Genomic DNA, 21,331 nt, shown 5'->3' with positions numbered 1-21,331 from the left:
CTAACCAATTGAACTACAGTCCCTTGATTTGCAACTTTCCTATTGTCGCTATTTTTTTTCTATTTGTCAAGTATTTTTGAGTTGAAAATTGGAAATTTTTTGTAGTTATTGGGCATTGGGCATTGGGCAGGGGGCATTGGGCATTGGGGGTGTTGACTGATGACTGGTGAGTTATTATTCTCCCCATCTCCCCATCCCCCCATCTCCCCTATCTCCCCATCTCCCCATCCCCCCATCCCCCAGTCTAAATAGACCCTGATAACACAACTTGAGGCTTTGATTCTAGCTGCTGCAATATCTTCAATTGCATTTTTTTATACTGTTTCTTTAATAGCTGTTTACTCAAGTGGGGTTGAGAGGTGGATGGTAAACTCTGACTCTGTTCCACCCAATTTTTTAACATTTGGCATTGAGTTAAATCGATGCGACTGCTGAGGATATGAGCGCAGGAATGTGGTGATTCCAAAGAAAAGAAAATCAACGGGTAGCGCTCATTTTCAGCTAGGGAACTCAGCAATTTACGATTTTGGGGATTTTGCATATCTAGGTAGCAGGGTAGCCATTTAGGAGCTAGTTGCCGATGATAAAGTAAAGTCACCCATAACAACATTGGGTGGGGAGATGTTATGAAAATAAATTGATTGTATCGCCCAGAAAGGGCATAGCTTTTGATTTGTTGTTGAGGCAACATTAACCATAATGCTGCTACAGATTTTTGTCCGGTGTTTACAAGCTGGGGAAAAACAATTTCTTGAATTGGTTTGTTCTCAGGCCAGGAAAGTTGCCGACAGGTTTGTTCTAATGAAATTGTTAAGCCAGAATCTAAGGGACGGCTGAGGATGGATCTAGAGGCTAAAGTTGTAGGTAAAGTAGGACAATTAGATGGTTCTAAGCTGTTGAGAATTTGTAAAACTTGAGCAATATTTTGTGGGCGATCGCTTGCTTTTTTAGCCAGACAAGCCATGATTAAATTATTGAGTTTTTGCGGTAATTTTAAATTGGGTTTTACATCTGCGATCGCTTTTGGTTGTTCAAAGTGATGTGCTTTATACCAAGCACCAAAAAAATCAGTTTCTGGTTCCCAAGGTTTTTTGCCTGTGAGCATCTCAAACATCATGACACCCAGGCTATAAATATCAGAACGACCATCTAATTTTTCCCCATCTAGTTGTTCTGGAGAACAATAGGGCAAAGTTCCATTAAAACCTGTACTTGTACTAGCGGTTGATGCATAATTTAAACATTTAGCTATACCAAAGTCTAAAATTTTAACTAAATGACCCAATATTGGATCGGGAATCACTAATATATTTGCTGGTTTGATATCTCTATGAACTAATGGGCAAATTTTACCATCGATATTAATGCCTTGATGGGCACATTGTAAACCCAAACAAATTTGTCGGGAGATTGTTAAAAACATCGACAGGGAGAGCGGAATTAACTCTTTTAAACTCTTCCCAAGTAAATATTCCATGACATAGTATGGTTTTCCTTTTTCACTCACACCATAATCATACGCCCGCACAATATGTACGCTTTTTTGACTCAAAGCTGCACTCATTAAAGCTTCGCGAGCAAAGTCTTGTTGCATTTTGCTATCAACAACAGTTTGAGTCAAAAACTTGATGGCAACTGGTGTTCCCCCTAACAAAATATCATTGGCTAAAAAAACTTCTCCCATGCCACCGCTGCCAATTAATTGCTTGAGTTGATAACGATTGGCAAGCAAGCCCTTACTACTTGTAGATGCAAATGGGCTTTGATTCACTTGAATAACCTCTGCTCCTTAGTCTATTTAAAGTTCGTAATATCAAAAGAGAAATATTGTTAGCTAATGGTAAAAAGTTTCTTGATTTTGATAATGATATTTTAACGAAGAGATAAAAATTTAAACAGCATCTCCCAAAATTTAGCTAATCTATTTTTAAAATTTTCTTTTTCAATTTTTTGTTCTGCAATTAACTTGCGGACAATATCTAATTTTAATTTTTCATATTCTATCTTTAAAAGATTTTTGGCTTCTTGAGGTAAAATTGATTCATTTAATTGTTGATTCATGTTTAACGAATCTATAATTTGCTGACGTTGGTTAGCTGTGAGACTTAAAGTTATGACATGAGAGCAACGATTGGGATCTTCTAAGGGGAAAAATAGTAGATGATAATAACCTACTTCTGCTAAACTTCGTGCTATATTCTGACCTTTGTTATCTTTCAAGTCTAAAAAATAAGGTAGCCATTTAGTAAGAGATGGTTGGTTATCGTACAGTACTGTTACCCATAATAACATTGGGTATACATTCATTTTAGTGAGAAATTCTGTACCATGTACTTTATTCAAAAATTTGACAATTTCTTGTTTTGGCAACATCGCCCAAAAGGTTGGGATAGGTCTGGGAGGAGTATGTAATAAGTGCGGAAAACCAATTGGGGCCACTGGTTTATTTTTAGGCCAATTTTTCTGCAAACATTCTTTTTCTGATAAAAATGTTGCCGGGACTAATTGCATATCTGATGGAATTTCGACATTATTTTTAGTACTATAACTAGCATCCTCTAACAGGCTATTTACCTTTGCTAATTCATCTAAAATTTGATTAATATTTGAGGGACGTTCGCTGACTTCTTTTGCTAAACAATTCATTAAGATTTTTTGTAGTCCCTGTGGTATTTTTACTTGGGGATTTACTTCTTCAAGTGTAGGCGGTATTTGAAAACGATGTGCTTGATACCAACTACCAAAGGAGTTACTTTTTGTCTGAAATGGATGTTTACCTGTCAACATTTCAAACATTAATACTCCCAAACTATAAATATCAGAGCGGATATCTAACAGTTTGCGTCCTTCCATATGTTCTGGAGAACAATAAGGCAAACTGCCGATAAAAGAATCTGTCAGAGTCATACCACTCCGTTCTGTTAAAAACTTGGCTATCCCAAAATCAAGGATTTTGACAATTTCTCCGTGTTTAACATCTTGGGTGAGAAATATATTTTCTGGTTTGATATCTCTGTGAACAATGGGATAAATTTCTCCTTTAAGGCTAATACCTTGGTGGGCACATTGTAAACCCAAACAAATTTGCGTAGAAATCTCTAAAAACTGCGATATTGTTAAAGGATGAACTTTCAGAATTTGTTTGAGATTTTTACCTTGGAGGTATTCCATTACATAAAAAGGAATTTTATCCTCGGTGACACCGTAACTTAAAATCCGAACAATATGTTTACTTTTACGACCCAATTGAGCGCCAATAAAAATTTCTCTGGCAAACCTTTGAGACATGTGCTGGTTGGATAAACTCAGTGATAGAATTTTGATGGCGATCGCCATTCCACCTTTAGCAGTATCTTCTGCTAAGTAAACCCTACCCATCCCTCCTTTACCAATCAAATCTCTGATTAAATACCGATTATTTAATAATTGTCCGATGTAATTATCTAATTCTACTTTTTGCCCTACCATATTCTCAATTTTGTTTTGTGTCATAAAAATCAATTATGAAAAATATTGTTGGCAAAATAATTGAATAAGTTTAGTCAATTATTAATTTTTATTCTTAAATAAATCAGAGTTTTGAGAGTAATTTGGCGATAATAGTTTAAAAATACTCTAAGAAAAATTTCTTTTCTTAAATATTCATCGCCTCTCTGCAAAAGTTCTTATACATTATGTAACATATTTATTAAGGAATACGGTTGAGAAATTCCACTGAAAGTACGGTTAAATTGAGCTAATTTAGCCGCTATATTCCGTGAATACACAGTAAAGCTCGCAGGAAAACTGCCTTTGGCTTCTATGTCCTTCAACACAATCTATATCTGTGGCGATCGCCATTTACAATAGTATAATTTTTAACTAATTACTTAAAACTACCATACCAGTAAGAATGATTGCTGAAATATACAGTTAACGATTGAAATTCGGTAGGATGCGGCGCAATAATCTGATGAGCGGTGTTTCAATTTTGACTTTAAAAGCTAGGATTTGAGTGCGTTGTAGAGAGTTAAAATTGTTGTCGCTGATGAGAATTAATGAGCGCTGTCCATCAGGTAATTTGGGGCCAAAAGTTAAACCTTCAATGTTGTCTAAGACTACATCTAGAGTTCTTAAATCTAACAACAGTTTTTTCTGCACAGGTTTAATATTTTTTGAGTTAACAGCTAAAAGGCTATCGATATTATGAATATCATCAGCACCTTGTAAAGAAACTTGAAATAAAGAAACAGCAAATCCTAAACCTGTAAAAGACCGTTCTAAACTTAAAAAATTTCCTTGGTTGTCGAGAGCAAAAATATCAGGTAATCCACTAGCAAATTTACCTGTGAAATTTAAAAACGGTGCTACTGCTTCAGTTGGATAGAGAAATTCTTTTTCTGGCTGGTTACTAAGCAAGTTATATTGCAAAATTCGACAAGGAGTACCGATTTTAGGTTGAGCTGCTGAACCATCTTGAATTAAAGCGTTTTCCGTAGCTGTAAATAGATATTTTTTATCAGGTGTAATGGTCAGGCTTTCAAAAGCCAAATTATTGCGGATACCTTGTTGACCTTTTTTATCTGGCAAAAATTTATTTGGTATGGGAAGTGTTGTAATTTCTTTACCAGAAGATAGCGAAAATTCTTTAATAAAGGGATTAATGAATTTACGAACATCACCTTCAGAAGAAATAAATACAGTATCTTTATTAGTTAAAGCAATGCCTTCTGTATCAGTTTCACCAGCAGGAAACTTTTCACCATTTTCATTTAATAAAGTGGTAACATTAACAACAGTAACTCCATTTTTTTGTAAGGAACCCTTGCTTAAATCTATTTTCAAAGTGTAGAAACGGGTATTCGCTTTTTGTCCTCGGTCGTCAGAAATAGCATAATAAAGATTTTTCTTGGCATCATAGGTAATTCCAGACAAACCTCCAACTTCGGTTTTTTGGAAAATTAAATTTTTCGGTAAAGTCACTTCTCCGATAAATTTGATGCTGCTGATTTCACTAGCTGTTGATGATAAGTTGGCGAACAAGAAGCTGATAATTAGAATCGGGATGAAAAAGTAAATAACTCGTGGAAACGCAAAGATTTTTTTAATTGACCGCATGGAAAGCCATTACTAAACTATAAAACAACTGGGTAATTCAATCCTAAATTACGTCCAGTGGTATCAGCCACAGACAAATTTTGTCAATATCGGCATTGCGTGAGTCCTAATTAAGCAAGTTGCCAAACATATTCATCTCTGAAAAATTTCACCAGCCAGTCTTTAACTATGCGGGTGGCACGACAATCATCTTCATTGTAGCTTTGGATACCTTCTAATAAAGTGCGATCGCCTGTTTCTAGCCATTGGTCATACCAGTAAATACACTTAGCACCGCTGGCTTCTGGATTACGCCATTCAAATCCTAACCAACGAGCAATGGCTTTTAGGGCATAGCTTTCTACAGGTAATGCTACACTTTGAGTTAATTGTTCGTATACATCGATAAATCGATTCAGTACAGGGCGCACGGAGGAGTAGGGAGTCTTATAAAGTTTGGCCAGTCGTTGCACTGTATCAAATTCATAGGTACAAAAATGATAAATTGGTGCTTGGGGATATTGCCAAACCAAATTTAAAAATTGCTGCCAAACTAATTCTTCGTCTTCTGGTTTATCTGCTAAAAAAGAATAAAATTTTTCTGTATTCGCAACTCTATCTACTACCAAAACACCCAAAAGATAATTTAAATCTAAGTCTGGTTGTGCCTCAATATCAAAGTAAAGTTCTATGGGCGCTGTGAATGTAATATTTTCCTTTGGTAGCGGATACGGTAGAATTAGTGGTCGTTTTTGGAGTACAGATTGAGCTTGCACTACCAACTTTCCCGCGACTTGGCTGTCAAAACCAACTAAGTTTTCCAGAATAGCTGGACTGGTGTTAGCGAGAGATTCTAGTGTAGTTATATCTAAGGTTTGGAGTTGAGTGTAGCGAATGGGTGTTACACCTGGTAACAGTGATAGATGTTGCTGAGTTTGAGCCACGGCATAACATTGACTATACCAATGGCAAAGATTACACTTCTGTCGAGAAATAAATACTTCTGGCGGATTTGGTAACTCTAAAATTTGAGTAAATTCTTCCAGAATTTGCTGCATTTGTGGCGTCCATTTAAACAAATCCACTGTATAATTCGTGTTTTTAGTTCGTAAAATCAACCAAGCTGTGTCGGGTATAACTCCTTGGACTGTTGCCAAAACTTGGGCATGAAACGCAGCCACAACTTGATATTCTTGTTTGGGACGCTTACCGAGTTCAATATTAGCTGGCACATACATCCAATCTCCAAAATGGGATTGTCCTGGCTGTTTCACGAGTAAATCTGGACGACTGAGTAAGGTGTATGCTTCAGAATAAGTTGCTGACAACACTCCTTTGTGGATGTACTCAACTCCTCTTTGCATTAGTTCTAAAGTTGCCTTTTCTCCCGTTTTCCAATTTCCAGATGGATAATTAGGCCGCTGGTAAGTCAACTGTGCCAAATTAGTCAGTTGATGAGCAATTTTGTCCTGTTGTAGTTTTCCCAGCAGTTCATTGGGGGCATCACGCAGACCTTTGTCACCGTGGATATCTAAAAAAGATCGGCGTTTACAGCGTTGGTATTGCAGTAGGAGTTCAGCATTAATCAGCATTTCTTTAAGTTAACAACAATTAGCAATCTCTGGGGGTAACTCAGACAATTAATAATGAAATGGGAGTTGACGGTTGACGGTTGACTGTTGGCTGTTAACAAATGACTAATGACTAATCCAAAATCCAAAATTAATATGGCCACTAGTTCTGTTGCACAAACCAGATTGCATCATCATCGAGAGCAATTTCCCGCTTTAGCAAATAAGACTTATTTTAATTATGGAGGACAAGGGCCAATGCCTCTTGGGGCGATGGATGCGATGGCTCAAACCCAAGCTCATATTCAGGATATAGGCCCTTTTGGTAATGAGGTATATCGCTGGCTCAGACCGCAAGTGCAAGCTGCCAGAGTTGCGATCGCTTCCGAGTTCCAGATCCCCACTGATACAATAACCCTAACTCAGAATGTCACCGTTGGCTGTAATATTGCCATGTGGGGTATAGAATGGCTACCCGGCGACCATATACTAATCTCAGATTGCGAACACCCAGGCGTAATTGCCACAGCTCAAGAAATCAGCAGGCGATTTTCTGTAGAAGTTACAACCTGTCCTCTCAAGGCGACTTTAAATGAAGGCGACCCCGTAAAAGTCATTATCCAGCACTTACGTCCTAATACCCGCTTAGTAATATTGAGTCATGTTTTTTGGAATACAGGTCAGGTTTTACCTCTGGATAAAATTAGTGAAGTATGCAGAAATAATCATTCTGCACTCTTAATAGATGCAGCCCAATCTGCTGGTTTGTTGCCTTTAAATTTGACTGAATTGGGAGTAGATTTTTATGCTTTTACTGGTCACAAATGGTTATGTGGCCCTGCTGGTGCAGGGGGTTTGTATGTGCGGCCAGAAGCGCGAGAAAGCCTCAAACCTACATTTATTGGCTTGAATGGCATTGTTGTCGATAGTCAATCTCAGCCTGTGGATTGGCTCCCAGATGGGCGACGATATGAAGTCTCTACAGTAGCTTATCCTTTGTATGTGGGTTTACAAAAAGCGATCGCTATTCATCAGCAATGGGGAACTTCACAGGAACGTTACCAACAAATTTGTCACAACAGTGAGTACCTCTGGCGCAAGTTAACAGCGTTAACAGATGTGAAATGTCTGCGAACTTCTCCACCCGAAAGCGGTATAGTCTCTTTTCATTTGACAAATAATCAGCACCAACCTCATCTCAATTTAGTGCAATTTTTAGACTCACAAAAAATATTAACTCGCACAATTGCCGACCCTAGTTGTATTCGTGTCACCGTCCATTACTTTACTTTAGAATCAGAAATCGACCAATTAATTGAAGCAATTCAAATTTTTTGTAAAAGTAATTAAAAGTTGAGAGTGAGGAGTGAGGAGTGAGGAATTAGGAGTGAGGAGTTAAGAGTTAGGAATTAAAAGTGAAGAATTAAGAATTATTAATTTGTAACTTCCAATTATTAACTCCCAACTCTCAACTCCCACCTCCCACCTCTCAACTCCCGCCTCCCAACTCCCAACTCCCAACTCCCAACTCCCAACTCTCAACTCCCACCTCCCACCTCCCAACTCTCAACTCCCAACTCTCAACTCCCGCCTCCTAACTCCTAACTCCTAACTGAAAAATGGAACGCCCAATTTTATATTTAGCCATCACTAACCACGGATTTGGTCATGCTACCCGCATGGCTTCTGTCGCTGCGACAATTCAAAAGTTGTGTCCAGAAGTACTATTAATTATGGTGACCACTGCGCCGCGTTGGTTGTTAGAGTGCTACATCGAAGGCGATTTTATTTATCGTCCCCGTGCATTCGATTTGGGTGTGGTGCAAGCTGATAGTTTGACAATGGATAAAGCAGCGACTTTAGAAAAGTTGCTGGATATTAAAAAGCATCAAAATTCGTTAATTGCCTCAGAAGTCAATTTTATCCGTCAAAATCGCGTCAATCTCATATTGGCAGATATTCCCTTTCTTGCTTCTGGATTTGCGAATGCTGCAAACATTCCCTGCTGGATGATTAGTAACTTTGGTTGGGACTTGATTTATCGAGATTGGGGAGGTGAATTTTTAGCAATTGCAGACTGGATTAGTGATTGGTATTCAAAGTGCGATCGCTTGTTTCGTCTTCCTTTCCACGAAAAAATGCAAGCCTTTAATAATATCACAGATGTTGGCTTAACAGGCGGTTCTCCCCGTTATTCTCTGGATGATTTACGCTCTATTTGGGGAATAAATACACCAGTTGAAAAAACCATTTTATTGACTTTTGGTGGCTTGGGTTTACAGCAAATTCCCTATCATAATTTGCAACAATTTTCAGATTGGCAATTCATTGTTTTCGACCAATCGGCCCCTGATTTACCAAATTTAGTCAAAATTCACGATCGTAAATACCGCCCTGTAGATTTTATGCCCATTTGTGGGCGAGTGTTTTCCAAACCTGGTTACGGTACTTTTGCTGAAGCCACAAAATTACAAGTACCAATTGTTACTCTGATTCGTGAAGACTTTGCTGAAGCAAGTTATCTCATAGAAGGCATAAGTAATTACAACCAACATCAAATTATTACCCCTGCTGAGTTTTTTCAAGGAACTTGGGATTTTCTGCGTGAGTTAGCCCAAGCACCAAAGCAATTGCAACCAATTGCTAAGGATGGTAATGAAGCGATCGCTCAGGCTGTAATTAATTATTTCCAATCAAATTAAAATCAATAATGGAAAGTTCAACAATAGACAAAGAAACTTTAGAATTAGCCGCCCAAGATGTACGTCGAGTGCTAGAAAGACAAAAGGAAGAACGCCAAGTTTTAATCACTCAGATGAACATCTTGTTTGTCACTAACACAGCATTATTAAGTTTTCTCACAATATCTAGACTAATTACCAAATATAGCTTTTTCAGTGTAGTAGAAACATTATTACTGCTTTTTAACTTTCTGCTGCTAATCTGGGCTTTATTACCACGTAGATTTTTTGTCAGTCCCAACTTAGAAACTGAAGATTTTCAAAATAGATATTTGGAGTTTTCACCTCAAGAATATCATTTACAGATGTTAGCTAACTTGAGAGAGACTTATAATAAAAATCAGAAGCAAGTAGAGGATATTTCCCAATCCTTGACTTATGCTACTTTTGTAACTGCTGGCATAGCTATTGTTGGCTTGTTACATCAGGTAATAGTTTATTTCATTCCTGAACTCCAAAAACTATGAATACCAACCATAATGATACAATGTCCTCTAAAAAAAGTTTACACCTGCCAGAGCCAGATCTAACTAACATTACACCTTTATCTCACAATTTACCTAGTACACCTATCATCCCGGATGCCTTAAAAAAATCTGTCAATGCAGTTTTAAGAATCCTTAGAGTAAGGCATACTCAATTAAACGATCAAGCTGAAACTAAACAACAACCAAATCAAGCAGATTGAACTAATAATTAACTTTTAAGGACTTCCCAGTAAAAAATATTCTATAGAAGACTGTTAACAGTTAACAGTCAACAATCAACCACCTAAAGTGGAATAATTTATTTGTTGAAGTTCCCTTACTGTCACTAATACTATTGTTTCAAATGAGTCACTACCAAAAATTACTAAGAATTACCACCACTGGCAAATCTTTTTACAATATCACTAATAAAATAGAAGCGATCGTTGCAGAGTCTGGTGTTGAAACTGGTCTTTGTACTTTATTTTTACGCCACACTTCAGCTAGCTTAGTTATCCAAGAAAACGCCGATCCTGATGTTCTTGTAGATTTAGCTAATTTTATGGCAAAACTAGTGCCGGAATCAGCTAAATATATCCACGATGCAGAAGGCGCTGACGATATGCCAGCACACATCCGTACAGCCCTCACCCACACTTCTGAACATATCCCCATTAATAGCGGTCATCTGGTGCTGGGAACTTGGCAGGGAATTTATATTTGGGAACACCGCCAGCGCAGTCATTCAAGGGAATTAGTTGTCCACATTTCTGGATAGCAATTTCTCAAATTGAATTTATTTCAGGAGTAGCTCGATCGAGTTTAAATACTCTGTTGTGACTGCCTAGCTTTTGGATAGAATGTTGTAAAGCTTGCTGCAACGCCTTTTTGGCGAAAAATTTTCAGAAGTAATAAACCATATACATACTAGTAGTCTATCAAGGCAACTTTGCTGGGTGAGGGCTGGGGAAAGGGAAAGGGGAAAAGGGTAAGGGATTTAAAAATTTAAAACCTTTTCCCTTTCCCCTTTCCCCTTTAAAGAGTTAAGTTGACTTGGTGAACTACTAGTAAATTTTTATGTATCAGTTTGTAAATGAAAAATTAAGTTTGTTTATCTTTTTTTAATAATTGCTTTATTTCAAGATAAAGTAACACTTAATGTCAGCTGGGCGGACTATTTCAATTACTATGAAGCAAGAACTAACACCGACTCATACTTTCCAATCGCTCGATGAAATACTTGCCCAGCAATCGGTTAATCTTTTGTCACTTAATCCCCAAAAAAAAATAATTACCAGTTTTGCAGAAATGGGGAACATGGTTGCTGAAGAAACCACCGACATCCAAATCATTACAACTCTTCAGGAAACTTTGGAATCTATAGTTGATAGCCAGTTGCAAAATTTTCCAGAAAACATATTCTGGGATTTTGATTTTCTGGTCAGCAGTATGCTCAGACAAGCTTTAGTCGCGGATGAAGGTGCTGTATCTTTTTTAAAGACTTTTGGTGAAAAGATGGTTTCCCTAACAGAGATGTTCGGGATTAACACAGAAATTCGCTTTCGCTATGTCCACGACTTTATATATGGATTTGATTGGGCAAGATGGGTACAAAAAGACCCCAAAAATCGTGCAAATATAGAGCCTTTTAGCTTAGTTTTTTTTGATTATTTACTTACTAAAGGAAAGGAATTGATACAACGCATTAGCCACGGTCAAGTTATTTGTTATAAACTGTGTGATACAGGCTACCGCAATCCATTTTCCTTTTCTCGCGAACCAGAAGATGAATACCGTTTGTTAACTTATCTAGCTCAGAAACAACTAATTCCTGTAGCAGTGTGGAACTGGAATGCTACACCTGTATGGAATAAACCTTTCCAAGAAATACGTCAGCAAATAGCATTAAAATTAGATATTCAACCACAAAAACACTGATTAGCAAGCAAAAACTTAACTCAAAAATTAATGATGAGAATTGCTGATTTAATTACTTGGTTTGAAGCATGGGCAAATCCAGCTTGGTGTGAAAGCTGGGATAATTGTGGCTGGCAGATTGAACCAGGAGTGTTACAAGAAAGAGTACGAGTATTGGTTTGTTTAACACCAACTCTGGCAGTGATGCAGGAAGCCATCGCCTTAAATGCTAATCTCATTTTTGCCCACCATCCTCTGATTTTTACACCCCCCAAGTCCTTACGCACTGGTGAGGCCATAACAGAAATGGTACGCTTGGCCTTTACCCACAATATTGGTATTTACAGCGCCCACACAAATTTTGACCAAGTACAGGATGGTACTGCTGATGTCTTGGCTCAAATTTTACAACTCAAGGAAGTTACTCCCATAGTACCCACACAGCCCGGATTAGGATATGGTCGTGTTGGTTTGCTGGAGCCATCCCTGACACTACAGGAATTACTCACAAATATTCAAAAAAAACTTGCTTCCCCAAATTTAATTTTTTCACCAACAACGAATTTACAGCAAACAATTTCACGGGTTGCGGTTTTGGGTGGTTCGGGAGCTAGTTTCATTTCAGCAGTTACCAAAACTGGGGCCCAAGCTTACCTAACTTCTGACTGCAAATTTCATCAATTTCAAGAAAGCCGCGATTCCAATCTGATTTTAATCGATGCTGGACATTATGCCACCGAACGTCCTGCTTGCCATCGCTTGGTACAAAAATTCCAGTCTTTGAACCTAGACTGGGCGGAATTGAGTCAAAAAGACGAGGATTTTCGCCAGTTTTTTGCTTGATTGTCTGTTCTTAACTGTGATTTTGGATGCTTGCCTAAAAGTTTTACTATATTTTAATATTTTTAAATCGCTAATCATTGCTTGAGGATAAAGAGCAAAGCTACTGAAAAAGTTTGTATTTATCTATGCATATACATTACATAGCAGATGCGCCAAAAGCTTAGTATTTCAGTCATTGCTGTGATACAAATCACTAAACACATGTAATTATAATCACATGTTATTTATGTTCTATATCAACTAGCAGCCCAGAGAAATATTCCACACTGGATGTTATAAATCGCCCACTCTGCCCTAATCAAGATGATTCGCACAATTGTTGAATCTGCTTTCCAAACTGGATATCTTAGTGTTGAATCTGAAGGTTTACTCCATCAAGTGCTGGCTACGAAATGCTACAACTCAGAGGATTTGTCAGCCCTCGCAGCCCTATACGATGCAGTTCGCACAGGTGAAATCAAACGAGAAGCATCCTCGTCTAATGTGCTAATGGAACTACCGTTACCGAATAAATCTTTTTGATACTTCTACATAAGATAGACGAGGGATGGCGAGATGAGCAGAAAAAGGAAGAATTTACTCTGATGTCCCATGTCTCCCTTATCTCTCTTATCTCCCCTATCTTCCTCATCCTCGCATTTCACTGAACCTCTTGTTGAAGCAAAAACCTGAAAAACTTAAAACTCTTTGTGTGTTGTTTTTGAAAATCGTCTAGGTCAGCAAGAGAATGAGTTAAGATCAAATACACAGGGGTAAATAAAAGTAAAGCCAAGTCCCCGGACTTCTTAATAATGCCAATGACTACAAGTAGGCAAATTAAACAACCGCAATCAACGCTTGTTTCTCAGTATTTTTTATTACATAATGGTAGAAAGGACTTACCAGCAAATATTAACCTTGTGAGGAGAAATCCCGACTTGTTTGACTTCTATGAACCAAACATTTCCTAAAATTCAGCCTGAAAGAGATTGAATTCACTGGTAAGGCAACCATTGGTTGATGACCCAAAATATCTTAGATTCTTACAACTACAAGCAAATCTTAAAATTGGGTTATGAGACTTACCTGTTCTCAACCGTGAAATTAAGCTCTTAAAGGTGTAATCTAATGGGGTCAAACCCAGATTTTGACAGGTTTAACTACGTTGTTTAAAAAGGCAGAAGCAGTACATGCTACACCGCAAGATTTATCAACTGTGTTGCGACGGGCGGGAGGTATGTGTTTTCTTGCGGGATCAGCAACGCTGGATTGAGCGTGCCCGCATCATAGACATAGAGGGAGATTTAGTAACCCTACGCTATGAAACAGAAGAAGAGGACGAAATTTGTTCTTGGGAAGAAATGGTTCGCCTCGAAAGCATCGGTGCTGTAACGCAAAAATTGGCTTCAGTGCCACGCGGAAATGTGGAACCTCTCCTAACAGAGGATTGTCCCGAAGCAGAACGCATCCGCAATCGTTACACTGACTCCAATCCAGAATAAAGGATGATTAGTCATTAGTCATTGGTCATTTATTATTCGCAAATGGCTATTGACTATTGACTATCATTTAACCGCTCAAAAGCAGGACAGTAACCTTCTAAAGTTACCTTAAAGTTATACAATGGGGAAGCTGGATTCCAACACCGCTGCCCCCTTTGGTGTCGGCAATTGCCACAACAGTCTACATCTGTCCATGTATAGCGATCGCTGTTTTGATTGAGCAATTCTCTTTGGGACAATCCCCTCAGTACTAGTTCCTCTCCTTGCCAGCGAGCCTCGATTAAGCCAGTATCGGCAAAATGTTGCCAACGAGGATCGGCTGTGATGGCATCCGGTAGGGTGATTGTAACTACTGTTCCTAACTCCGTTAGTTCGCCTTCATAATTCGTCTCTGGGGCTGCCGGTTGCAAGAACGTATCGCCAATGGGCAATTCCACCAACGTTTCAGCAGCTGGAGAATGTATGTGATAGCGGTTTTGTAACTCCTCTAAGCTTGTGAGGTCGGCTAAGTAGGCGGGAGAACCGTGGACAAAAATCACATGCTGTGGTCGCAAATTATGAATTAGCTGCGTAGTACCAGGGCCATCGCTGTGCTGAGCTAGAAGGTAACTTTCGACGGTGGTGGGAGCTAAATATTTTTTGTTAAGTTTTATATCAATTTTTTCCGGCACAAGAATTAGCCAAGGGCCGGTGTTCGGCTGGCAGTGTTCGCGCAAATCAGCTGTGGAGTCAGTGAGAACAATACAGGGTGACTTACCGACAGTGGCACGTTCTTCTGGGTACAAACGACGCACCCGCGGACGTACCCGTTCGTCCCAAAACAAAGGTTGATGGCGGGCAAAGTTTTGTACTGATGGAGGGAGGTGGGGCAGTAGTTCCAAGTAAGCATCGCAGCCAGTGGCCACAGCACCATCTACCCAAATATCTAAATCTCGTCCAGTGAAGTGGTGATGAGAGCGCAAAAGCATCAACAGTTCTTGACCAAGCCCTAAAGCCGGAGTGGGGAGAATTACAGAACAACGTTCAGCGATCGCTCGATTAATGCGCTCTGCTAATTGATTTTCTTGGTTACGGCGGTGGGGATGGCGGGATGTGCCATAAGTGCCTTCAATAATCAGCACATCCAAGTCTAAACCCCGTAATTCCTCTAGGCGCAAACCTTCCACCAGCCGGGAGTTGGATAAGAAAAAGTCTCCTGTATACAGTAGTTTGTAACTGCGATGTTGGGTAGTGTAAGTGAGGAGAATTGCCACTGCCCCTGGTAGATGCCCTGCGGGAAATAATTCCGCCACTAGACCCTCTTGGAATTCCACTGGCGATCGCAACGGCAAAGCATGACAAAATTGGGAAATTTTCTGTGGCTCTTGGTCTTGCCAATTCAATGGCAGTAACTTGCTGGTTACTTCGCTGCCATAAATGGGTAACTTAGGAAAAGCATTGTGCAGTGCCAGCAAGCCTCTGGCGTGATCTGGGTGGGCGTGACTAACTAAAACTAAATCTGCTGGTAAGGGCGGACTGGCTCCACGTACCGACTTGCTCAACCCCCTCGTCAGTGATGAAATATCTTCCAAACCACAGTCCAACAGGATGCGGTGTGGCCCCATCTTCACCAATAAACACACGCCCTCATCGTGATGCTGAACACTGTAGGGCAAACATTCTAATTCACTACCCGCTTCCGCAGCATCTACGCGAGAGGATGCCGACAGATTATCCCTCATGCTCTCCTCCCCTCTAACCTCATCGTCATGGACATATCCCAAAACCCAAAAATTGCATAAATTTTGGTTTTGTGACTTAGGGGTAAGTTTTATCATGCGCCCCTACACCCTGAGAATACGGATTTTTAGTTGGGGAGGACGCCTCTACCGAACCCGCATGAGTCCGGAAAAGTTGGATAACGAGAGAGCTATCAAACTACTAGCTCAAGGAGCCTTGCCTCTTGCCTGTTTTCCCTGTGAAAGTTATGAGCGCTCTTAGCCAACTTACCCTGCGGAAAGTTGCCCCAGCGTCTACAAGTTTCTCTTAATGCGCCGAACCATTGCCGTGATAATTATCTGAGTCATAGAACCCGTTTTTCGTGCCAAAAAATAGACACGAAAGCGTAAATATAACTGTTAAACCAGCTAGAACCAGCTTGACATCCATTTGTTTGCTGTCCTTTATTGAAGACTTTCCTATATTAATTTAGTGCTTCCACAATCAAATGGAATCACTAGAAAATCTTTACTATGCACATATGGATTGGGGAATAGGTAAAATTACCGCAATCAGTTCAAATTGTAGAACTTTTCGGTCAACCTGTCCATCCTTTAGATATGAACTTACAGTCTGTGTAGGCTGAAATCCTGATTATTACATTAGTTTCTGAAAGTTTGGGATTTAGCCAACTTCACCGTTTTGAGCCAAGATCTTGAGCCGTTAATTGCCATAAATAGCAAAATTACGTAAAGTAAAGCAACGAATTTAACTTGTTTTACGTAATATAACCAAATGCCAATAATATCAACTACTATCCAGTAATACCAACTTTCAATCCGCTTTTGGGTCATCAACCACATTGCGGTAAAACTCATAATTGTTGTGAGTGCATCTAAGTAAGGAAAAGAAGCTTTTTCTGGAAATATTGTTGGCAATATTAGATGAATTTGGCTCATGAATATTCCCGTTGCTAAGGAAATAACTATTGTTACTAAAGCAGTCAAAAAAATTGTGTGTCGAGAACTATATCTAACATTTGCAATTTTGCCATTAACTGATTCTGGTGTACTCCATCGCCACCAGCCATAAATACTAGTACCTAAATAATAAACTTGTTCAATGGTGTCAGAATACAAGCCAATTTGATAAAAAAGCACCATGTACAGCAATACGTTGACTATGCCAACAGGCCAAGTCAGAATTTTCCTTTCAGAAATTAGCCATACTGACCATAAAGAGAAAATTGTTCCCAAAAATTCAACATAACTCATGGGATAGCCCAAAACTTTGAAGGCAATATTATTAACGCTCCAAAATTCAAACATATATAGTAAGAATATTTTAGGTGTGAAAAATATGGGTGTTGATTGTTGACTGTTGAATGTTGACGGTTCACAGTGAATAGTTAAGAGTCAACAAACATCATATGTAATATTTCACAAACAATTAGAGATTGCTATAGGATTACTATCTTAAGTTAATTTCACGAATAAGTCTAATAAATTATGATACTTTTGATAACGAGATAACACGTTTTTTACAAAATTAATCCGTGTATTTAAATTACCGTGTAGAGTAAAAAAAGGAATTTTTCTGAGAATTAAATCGTTGTGAATTTGTTTTTGAAATATATTACGATTTGTTTCTCCAGAGCGATACCAAGTACAGTCGTAAGGTATATCTACATCACAAAGAAATACCAAATCATAACGCGATATAGCTTGATGTGTTAGTTGTGCTAATTCCGGAGCAACGGTTTTGTGATAATACAAAGAAAATTGATAGGTTGTGAGGGCATTAGTATCTGTAAACAAGTATTGGTTTGCTTGCGATAATAAAATTTCTTCGCGTTCTAAATGCCCTTGGGCAATCTCCACAAGTTGAGACAGTGAAAGTCTTCGTTCTATTTGATGTTTTTCCCAATATTCGCGCCCATACTCTGGCATCCATAGAGTGTTGTACTCTTTTGCTAGTTGCGATGCTATTGTTGTTTTACCAGTTGAAGGAGCGCCCAAAAAAACAACGTTAGTAATTAGGTCGCGATAAATGTCAGGATGTAAATAGTCTTTAAAAGTATAAGGGTTTTGTCTGACTTGGGTTCCGGAAATTGGGAAAATTTGGCGATCGCTATCTACAAGTCGATTTACTGCTCCCAATGCAAGGCTTACGTGTTCCCCATAAAATTCACTACAGTAAAAATGTGTAATTTTTTTTGATTCTAATTTTTGCAGGATATATTCTTCGTGCTTTTTCTTAATTTCAGGAGTATCGCCAACTTCTGTCGGCCCATCCCACGCCTCAATCACCTCAATTGTGGGATACAGTTTTCGCAGCCAGTTAACCCGAACCGTTAAAGGAATAGCAGTCACTTCTGGACAATCATAAACCATCACTAATACTTCATCCATCTCTGCCAAGGCAGTCTCAATCACTAATTGATGTCCCTTATGAAGAGGAGCGTACTTACCTAGTGTGAGTCCACGTTTGCTGACCATAGTTTCCTAGAATTGCCGTTGACAGTCAACAACCTTATGCTTTTTTAGCACACATTAGCTTACACCATTCCTCTTGGAGTATTACGTCACAGAGAAGATGTATTTAGATCACTGTCAATTACGAGTTAGAAATTAAAAATTAATAATAAGGGACTTTCAAGAAATTAATTATCACTACTTTGGGGTGACATCTTGTCCGCCCTTGGCTTCGGGCGCGCGAGACGCGCACCCTACAGAAAGTAGTTGATTATTTTTTCTTTGCAAATCCCTAAGGCTAATGTAGATTTATCTAATTAAAATTAAAAACGTTAATGTACTTTGCTATACTAAGTCGTTATTTTCCCACGCAATCTATAATAATCCCTTTGAAGCCTTTGTATTGCTAGGAATCAACAGCTTATCCTGGAACGCACTACAGGTCAAGGTAGCGTCTACATCCGCATCTGAGTTACAAAAGAGCAAACTGCATTGTCCGAAATTACACCAAGGGGATTGGGCATGGGAAGAGGGGAAAAACTCATCTCCCTTGTCTCCCTTGTCTCCCTTGTCTCCCTTGTCTCTCTTGTCTCCCTTGTCTCTCTTGTCTCTCTTGTCTCCCTTGTCTCCCTTGTCTCCCTTGTCTCCCTTGTCTCTCTACTTCCCATTCCCCACTCCTTGAATCAAAAAGTAAATACCACAGCAAACAGATATGTTCAATGCCACTGAAATTTTAATTGATGCCTTTGTCAATCAAATTCGAGAAGGTTACCGTCGCACCTATGGCTGCTTTAAAAATGATTACCAGGACATCATTGCCTGGGCTGGTAATATGGCTTTGGAAAACATTGCCAATAGCGATGCACTTTACCATAATGTTGAACACACGGTCTTAGTTACCCTAGTGGGGCAGGAAATTTTACGTGGCAAACACATCAGAGAAGGTGGTGTTTCTAGCGAAGATTGGCTGCATTTCATCATCTCCCTAGTTAGCCATGATATTGGCTACGTTAAAGGAGTTTGCCGACAAGACCAAGAAATAGCAGGCTTATATGCCACAGGTAAAAATGGTAGAATGATTTCCTTGGCTCCTGGGGCTTCTGATGCCAGCCTGACACCATATCATGTTGATAGAGCAAAGCTATTTATTGATGAACGTTTCGGCGGTCACAAGTTAATAGACGCAGATGCAATTAAAAGCAATATTGAATTAACTAGATTTCCCGTACCTGCGGCAGAGGATCAGCAAGATACAAAATGCTTTGCAGGATTAGTGCGTGCGGCTGATTTGATTGGACAATTAAGCGACCCACGTTACTTAAAGAAAATTAATTCTTTATTTTACGAGTTTGAAGAAACTGGTATGAATAAAGTCTTGGGTTATAAAACTCCTGCGGATTTGCGTAAGAACTATGCCAAATTTTACTGGAATGGGGTATATCCCTATATCCAAGAAGGACTGCATTATCTGTCACTGACCCAACAAGGCAAACAAATTTTGGCTAATCTCTACTCCAATGTCTTTGTTGTAGAACACGAAAAACAACAAGAAGAACAACAGCGGTATTTAGAGGAATTGGGAGTTAGGAGTTAGGAGGTAGGAGGTAGGAGTTAGGGGTTAGGGGTTAGGAGTTAAGATTTAAAACTGGGGAGTTAGGAGTTAAGATTTAAGACTGAGGAATGGGGAATAGAGAGTGGAAAGTAGGAAGTTAAGAATTATTAATGATGAATTATCAATTAAAATAAAAACTTCATAACTCCAAACTCATAACTCCAAACTCATAATTCCTCACTCCAAACTCCAAACTCATAACTCATAACTCATAACTCCTCACTCATAACTCATAACTTATTAACTCCTAACTACTATGGATTGGTGGCGACGACTGAAGAAAAATCCTTTGGCACAATTTGGGGCAATTTTGCTATTAATTTTCTACGTAGCGGTAATTGCAGCCGATTTTATTGCGCCTTATGACCCTTATGCCTCACAGCCCAATGGTTCATTGCTGCCACCAACTAAGGTATATTGGGTTTCTCAATCAGGGCAGTTTATTGGGCCTCATGTTTATCCGACGACTCAGGGAGAGACGAATTTAGAAACAGGCGATCGCGAGTTGATTGTAGACTTTAAAAAACCCTCTCCCTTGCGTTTGTTTGTCTCTGGCGCAGAATACCGCTTGTTGCAGCTAACTTTGCCACTACCCCCCAAGTGGGATGAAGTGACAATTTTTCCCGGTATTCCCTTGAATTGGCATTTGTTTGGCACAACAAATGGCGTAAAATTTAACGTTTTAGGTACTGATGACCAAGGGCGCGACCAACTCAGTCGCTTGTTGTATGGCGGCCGCATCAGTATGTTTATCGGCATTTTTGGCGTTGCTATTTCCTTTCCTCTCGGTTTGCTGATAGGTGGAATTTCCGGCTACTTCGGAGGTTGGACAGATAGCATCATCATGCGCTTAGCAGAAGTGTTAATGACTTTCCCTAGTATTTATCTTTTAGTCACCTTAGGGGCAGTTTTGCCACCAGGGTTAAGCAGTACCCAGCGATTTTTGTTGATTGTGGTGATTACTTCCGTTATTGGCTGGGCTGGATTAGCACGGGTAATTCGCGGACAAGTATTATCAATTAAAGAGCGAGAATTTGTCCAAGCCTCAAGGGCAATGGGCGGTAACCCACTTTATATTATTGTCCGCCATGTTTTGCCGCAAACGGCTACCTATGTAATTATCTCTGCTACTCTGGCAGTTCCCAGCTTTATTGGTGCAGAAGCGATATTGAGTCTGATTGGTTTGGGTATTCAACAACCAGACCCCTCTTGGGGAAATATGCTTTCTCTGGCTAGTAATGCTTCAATTATGGTTTTGCAACCTTGGTTAATTTGGCCGCCGGCTGTGTTGATTATTTTGACAGTGCTGGCGTTCAACTTACTCGGCGATGGCTTGCGAGATGCACTCGACCCGCGGAGTTTACGCAGGTAGGTTGTAACAATTAGCTAAACCACATTTAGTTTGCATAATCTTAAATTGCACATTTCTTGTGGGGTGGGCGTCTCGCCCG

The 21,331-nt window shown here is 39.3% G+C and carries 20 protein-coding genes; 10 read left to right on the top strand and 10 right to left on the bottom strand.

Going from position 1 to position 21,331, the window contains the following annotated elements:
- Nucleotides 1-59: 59 nt before the first annotated feature.
- The 5 genes from VF06_RS39585 to VF06_RS26965 all read right to left on the bottom strand — a co-directional run bounded on the left by VF06_RS39585 (nt 60) and on the right by VF06_RS26965 (nt 6,668).
- Nucleotides 60-236 carry a hypothetical protein gene (locus VF06_RS39585; protein WP_244918090.1) on the bottom strand — a complete coding sequence of 59 codons (177 nt, stop codon included), beginning with the start codon at nt 234-236 and terminating at the stop codon, nt 60-62.
- A gap of 8 nt (nt 237-244) precedes the next feature.
- Nucleotides 245-1,771, bottom strand: a complete 1,527-nt coding sequence (locus tag VF06_RS26980) for a serine/threonine protein kinase (protein ID WP_099069756.1) — start codon at nt 1,769-1,771, stop codon at nt 245-247.
- Between the two features lie 101 nt (nt 1,772-1,872).
- A complete protein-coding gene (locus tag VF06_RS26975) occupies nt 1,873-3,492 on the bottom strand; it encodes a serine/threonine protein kinase (protein WP_244918091.1) in 1,620 nt (539 codons plus the stop codon).
- 420 nt (nt 3,493-3,912) lie between these two features.
- A complete protein-coding gene (locus VF06_RS26970; RefSeq protein ID WP_099069755.1) occupies nt 3,913-5,097 on the bottom strand; it encodes an esterase-like activity of phytase family protein in 1,185 nt (394 codons plus the stop codon).
- Nucleotides 5,098-5,207: 110 nt separating this feature from the next.
- Complete coding sequence (locus VF06_RS26965; RefSeq protein WP_099069754.1) at nt 5,208-6,668, bottom strand: TM0106 family RecB-like putative nuclease; 1,461 nt, start codon at nt 6,666-6,668, stop codon at nt 5,208-5,210.
- A 135-nt stretch (nt 6,669-6,803) separates the two neighbouring features.
- Here VF06_RS26965 and VF06_RS26960 point away from each other — a divergent pair, with 135 nt between their 5' ends.
- The 8 genes from VF06_RS26960 to VF06_RS26920 all read left to right on the top strand — a co-directional run bounded on the left by VF06_RS26960 (nt 6,804) and on the right by VF06_RS26920 (nt 14,096).
- A complete protein-coding gene (locus tag VF06_RS26960) occupies nt 6,804-7,997 on the top strand; it encodes an aminotransferase class V-fold PLP-dependent enzyme (protein ID WP_099069763.1) in 1,194 nt (397 codons plus the stop codon).
- Nucleotides 7,998-8,266: 269 nt separating this feature from the next.
- Nucleotides 8,267-9,349, top strand: coding sequence for a glycosyl transferase (locus VF06_RS26955; RefSeq protein ID WP_099069753.1), 1,083 nt, complete (start codon nt 8,267-8,269; stop codon nt 9,347-9,349).
- 8 nt (nt 9,350-9,357) lie between these two features.
- Nucleotides 9,358-9,855 (top strand): hypothetical protein, encoded by a 498-nt coding sequence (locus VF06_RS26950; protein WP_099069752.1) that lies wholly within the window; start codon nt 9,358-9,360, stop codon nt 9,853-9,855.
- A gap of 364 nt (nt 9,856-10,219) precedes the next feature.
- Nucleotides 10,220-10,633 carry a secondary thiamine-phosphate synthase enzyme YjbQ gene (locus tag VF06_RS26940; protein ID WP_099069750.1) on the top strand — a complete coding sequence of 138 codons (414 nt, stop codon included), beginning with the start codon at nt 10,220-10,222 and terminating at the stop codon, nt 10,631-10,633.
- Between the two features lie 410 nt (nt 10,634-11,043).
- Nucleotides 11,044-11,793: a hypothetical protein gene (locus VF06_RS26935; protein WP_099069762.1), complete on the top strand. Its 750-nt coding sequence runs from the start codon at nt 11,044-11,046 to the stop codon at nt 11,791-11,793.
- A gap of 33 nt (nt 11,794-11,826) precedes the next feature.
- Nucleotides 11,827-12,615, top strand: coding sequence for a Nif3-like dinuclear metal center hexameric protein (locus VF06_RS26930; RefSeq protein WP_099069749.1), 789 nt, complete (start codon nt 11,827-11,829; stop codon nt 12,613-12,615).
- Between the two features lie 303 nt (nt 12,616-12,918).
- Complete coding sequence (locus tag VF06_RS26925) at nt 12,919-13,137, top strand: hypothetical protein (RefSeq protein WP_099069748.1); 219 nt, start codon at nt 12,919-12,921, stop codon at nt 13,135-13,137.
- Nucleotides 13,138-13,784: 647 nt separating this feature from the next.
- A complete protein-coding gene (locus tag VF06_RS26920) occupies nt 13,785-14,096 on the top strand; it encodes a DUF6679 family protein (protein ID WP_099069747.1) in 312 nt (103 codons plus the stop codon).
- 53 nt (nt 14,097-14,149) lie between these two features.
- Here VF06_RS26920 and VF06_RS26915 read toward each other — a convergent pair whose 3' ends face one another.
- From VF06_RS26915 to VF06_RS42190, 5 genes are all read right to left on the bottom strand, one after another.
- On the bottom strand, nt 14,150-15,817 hold the full coding sequence (locus VF06_RS26915) for an MBL fold metallo-hydrolase (protein ID WP_099069746.1): 1,668 nt from the start codon (nt 15,815-15,817) through the stop codon (nt 14,150-14,152).
- 304 nt (nt 15,818-16,121) lie between these two features.
- The gene (locus tag VF06_RS43675) at nt 16,122-16,244 is read right to left on the bottom strand and encodes a DUF8629 family protein (protein WP_099069745.1); all 123 of its coding nucleotides are present in this window, start codon (nt 16,242-16,244) and stop codon (nt 16,122-16,124) included.
- Between the two features lie 212 nt (nt 16,245-16,456).
- Nucleotides 16,457-17,122 (bottom strand): nicotinamide riboside transporter PnuC, encoded by a 666-nt coding sequence (gene pnuC, locus VF06_RS26905; RefSeq protein ID WP_244918093.1) that lies wholly within the window; start codon nt 17,120-17,122, stop codon nt 16,457-16,459.
- Nucleotides 17,123-17,269: 147 nt separating this feature from the next.
- Nucleotides 17,270-18,292, bottom strand: a complete 1,023-nt coding sequence (locus tag VF06_RS26900) for an AAA family ATPase (protein ID WP_099069744.1) — start codon at nt 18,290-18,292, stop codon at nt 17,270-17,272.
- A 517-nt stretch (nt 18,293-18,809) separates the two neighbouring features.
- On the bottom strand, nt 18,810-18,974 hold the full coding sequence (locus tag VF06_RS42190) for a hypothetical protein (protein WP_180267539.1): 165 nt from the start codon (nt 18,972-18,974) through the stop codon (nt 18,810-18,812).
- A 6-nt stretch (nt 18,975-18,980) separates the two neighbouring features.
- Here VF06_RS42190 and VF06_RS26895 point away from each other — a divergent pair, with 6 nt between their 5' ends.
- Entirely contained in the window at nt 18,981-19,862 is an 882-nt protein-coding gene (locus VF06_RS26895; protein WP_099069743.1) for an Npun_R2479 family HD domain-containing metalloprotein, read from the top strand.
- A gap of 274 nt (nt 19,863-20,136) precedes the next feature.
- Nucleotides 20,137-21,252 (top strand): ABC transporter permease, encoded by a 1,116-nt coding sequence (locus VF06_RS26890; protein ID WP_099069742.1) that lies wholly within the window; start codon nt 20,137-20,139, stop codon nt 21,250-21,252.
- Nucleotides 21,253-21,331: the final 79 nt, after the last annotated feature.

This window comes from Nostoc linckia z4 (assembly GCF_002608075.1).
Taxonomy (GTDB): Bacteria; Cyanobacteriota; Cyanobacteriia; order Cyanobacteriales; family Nostocaceae; genus Nostoc; species Nostoc linckia.
Note: the sequence above shows the minus strand (reverse complement) of the source record. Positions and strands in the feature narration are given on the sequence as shown.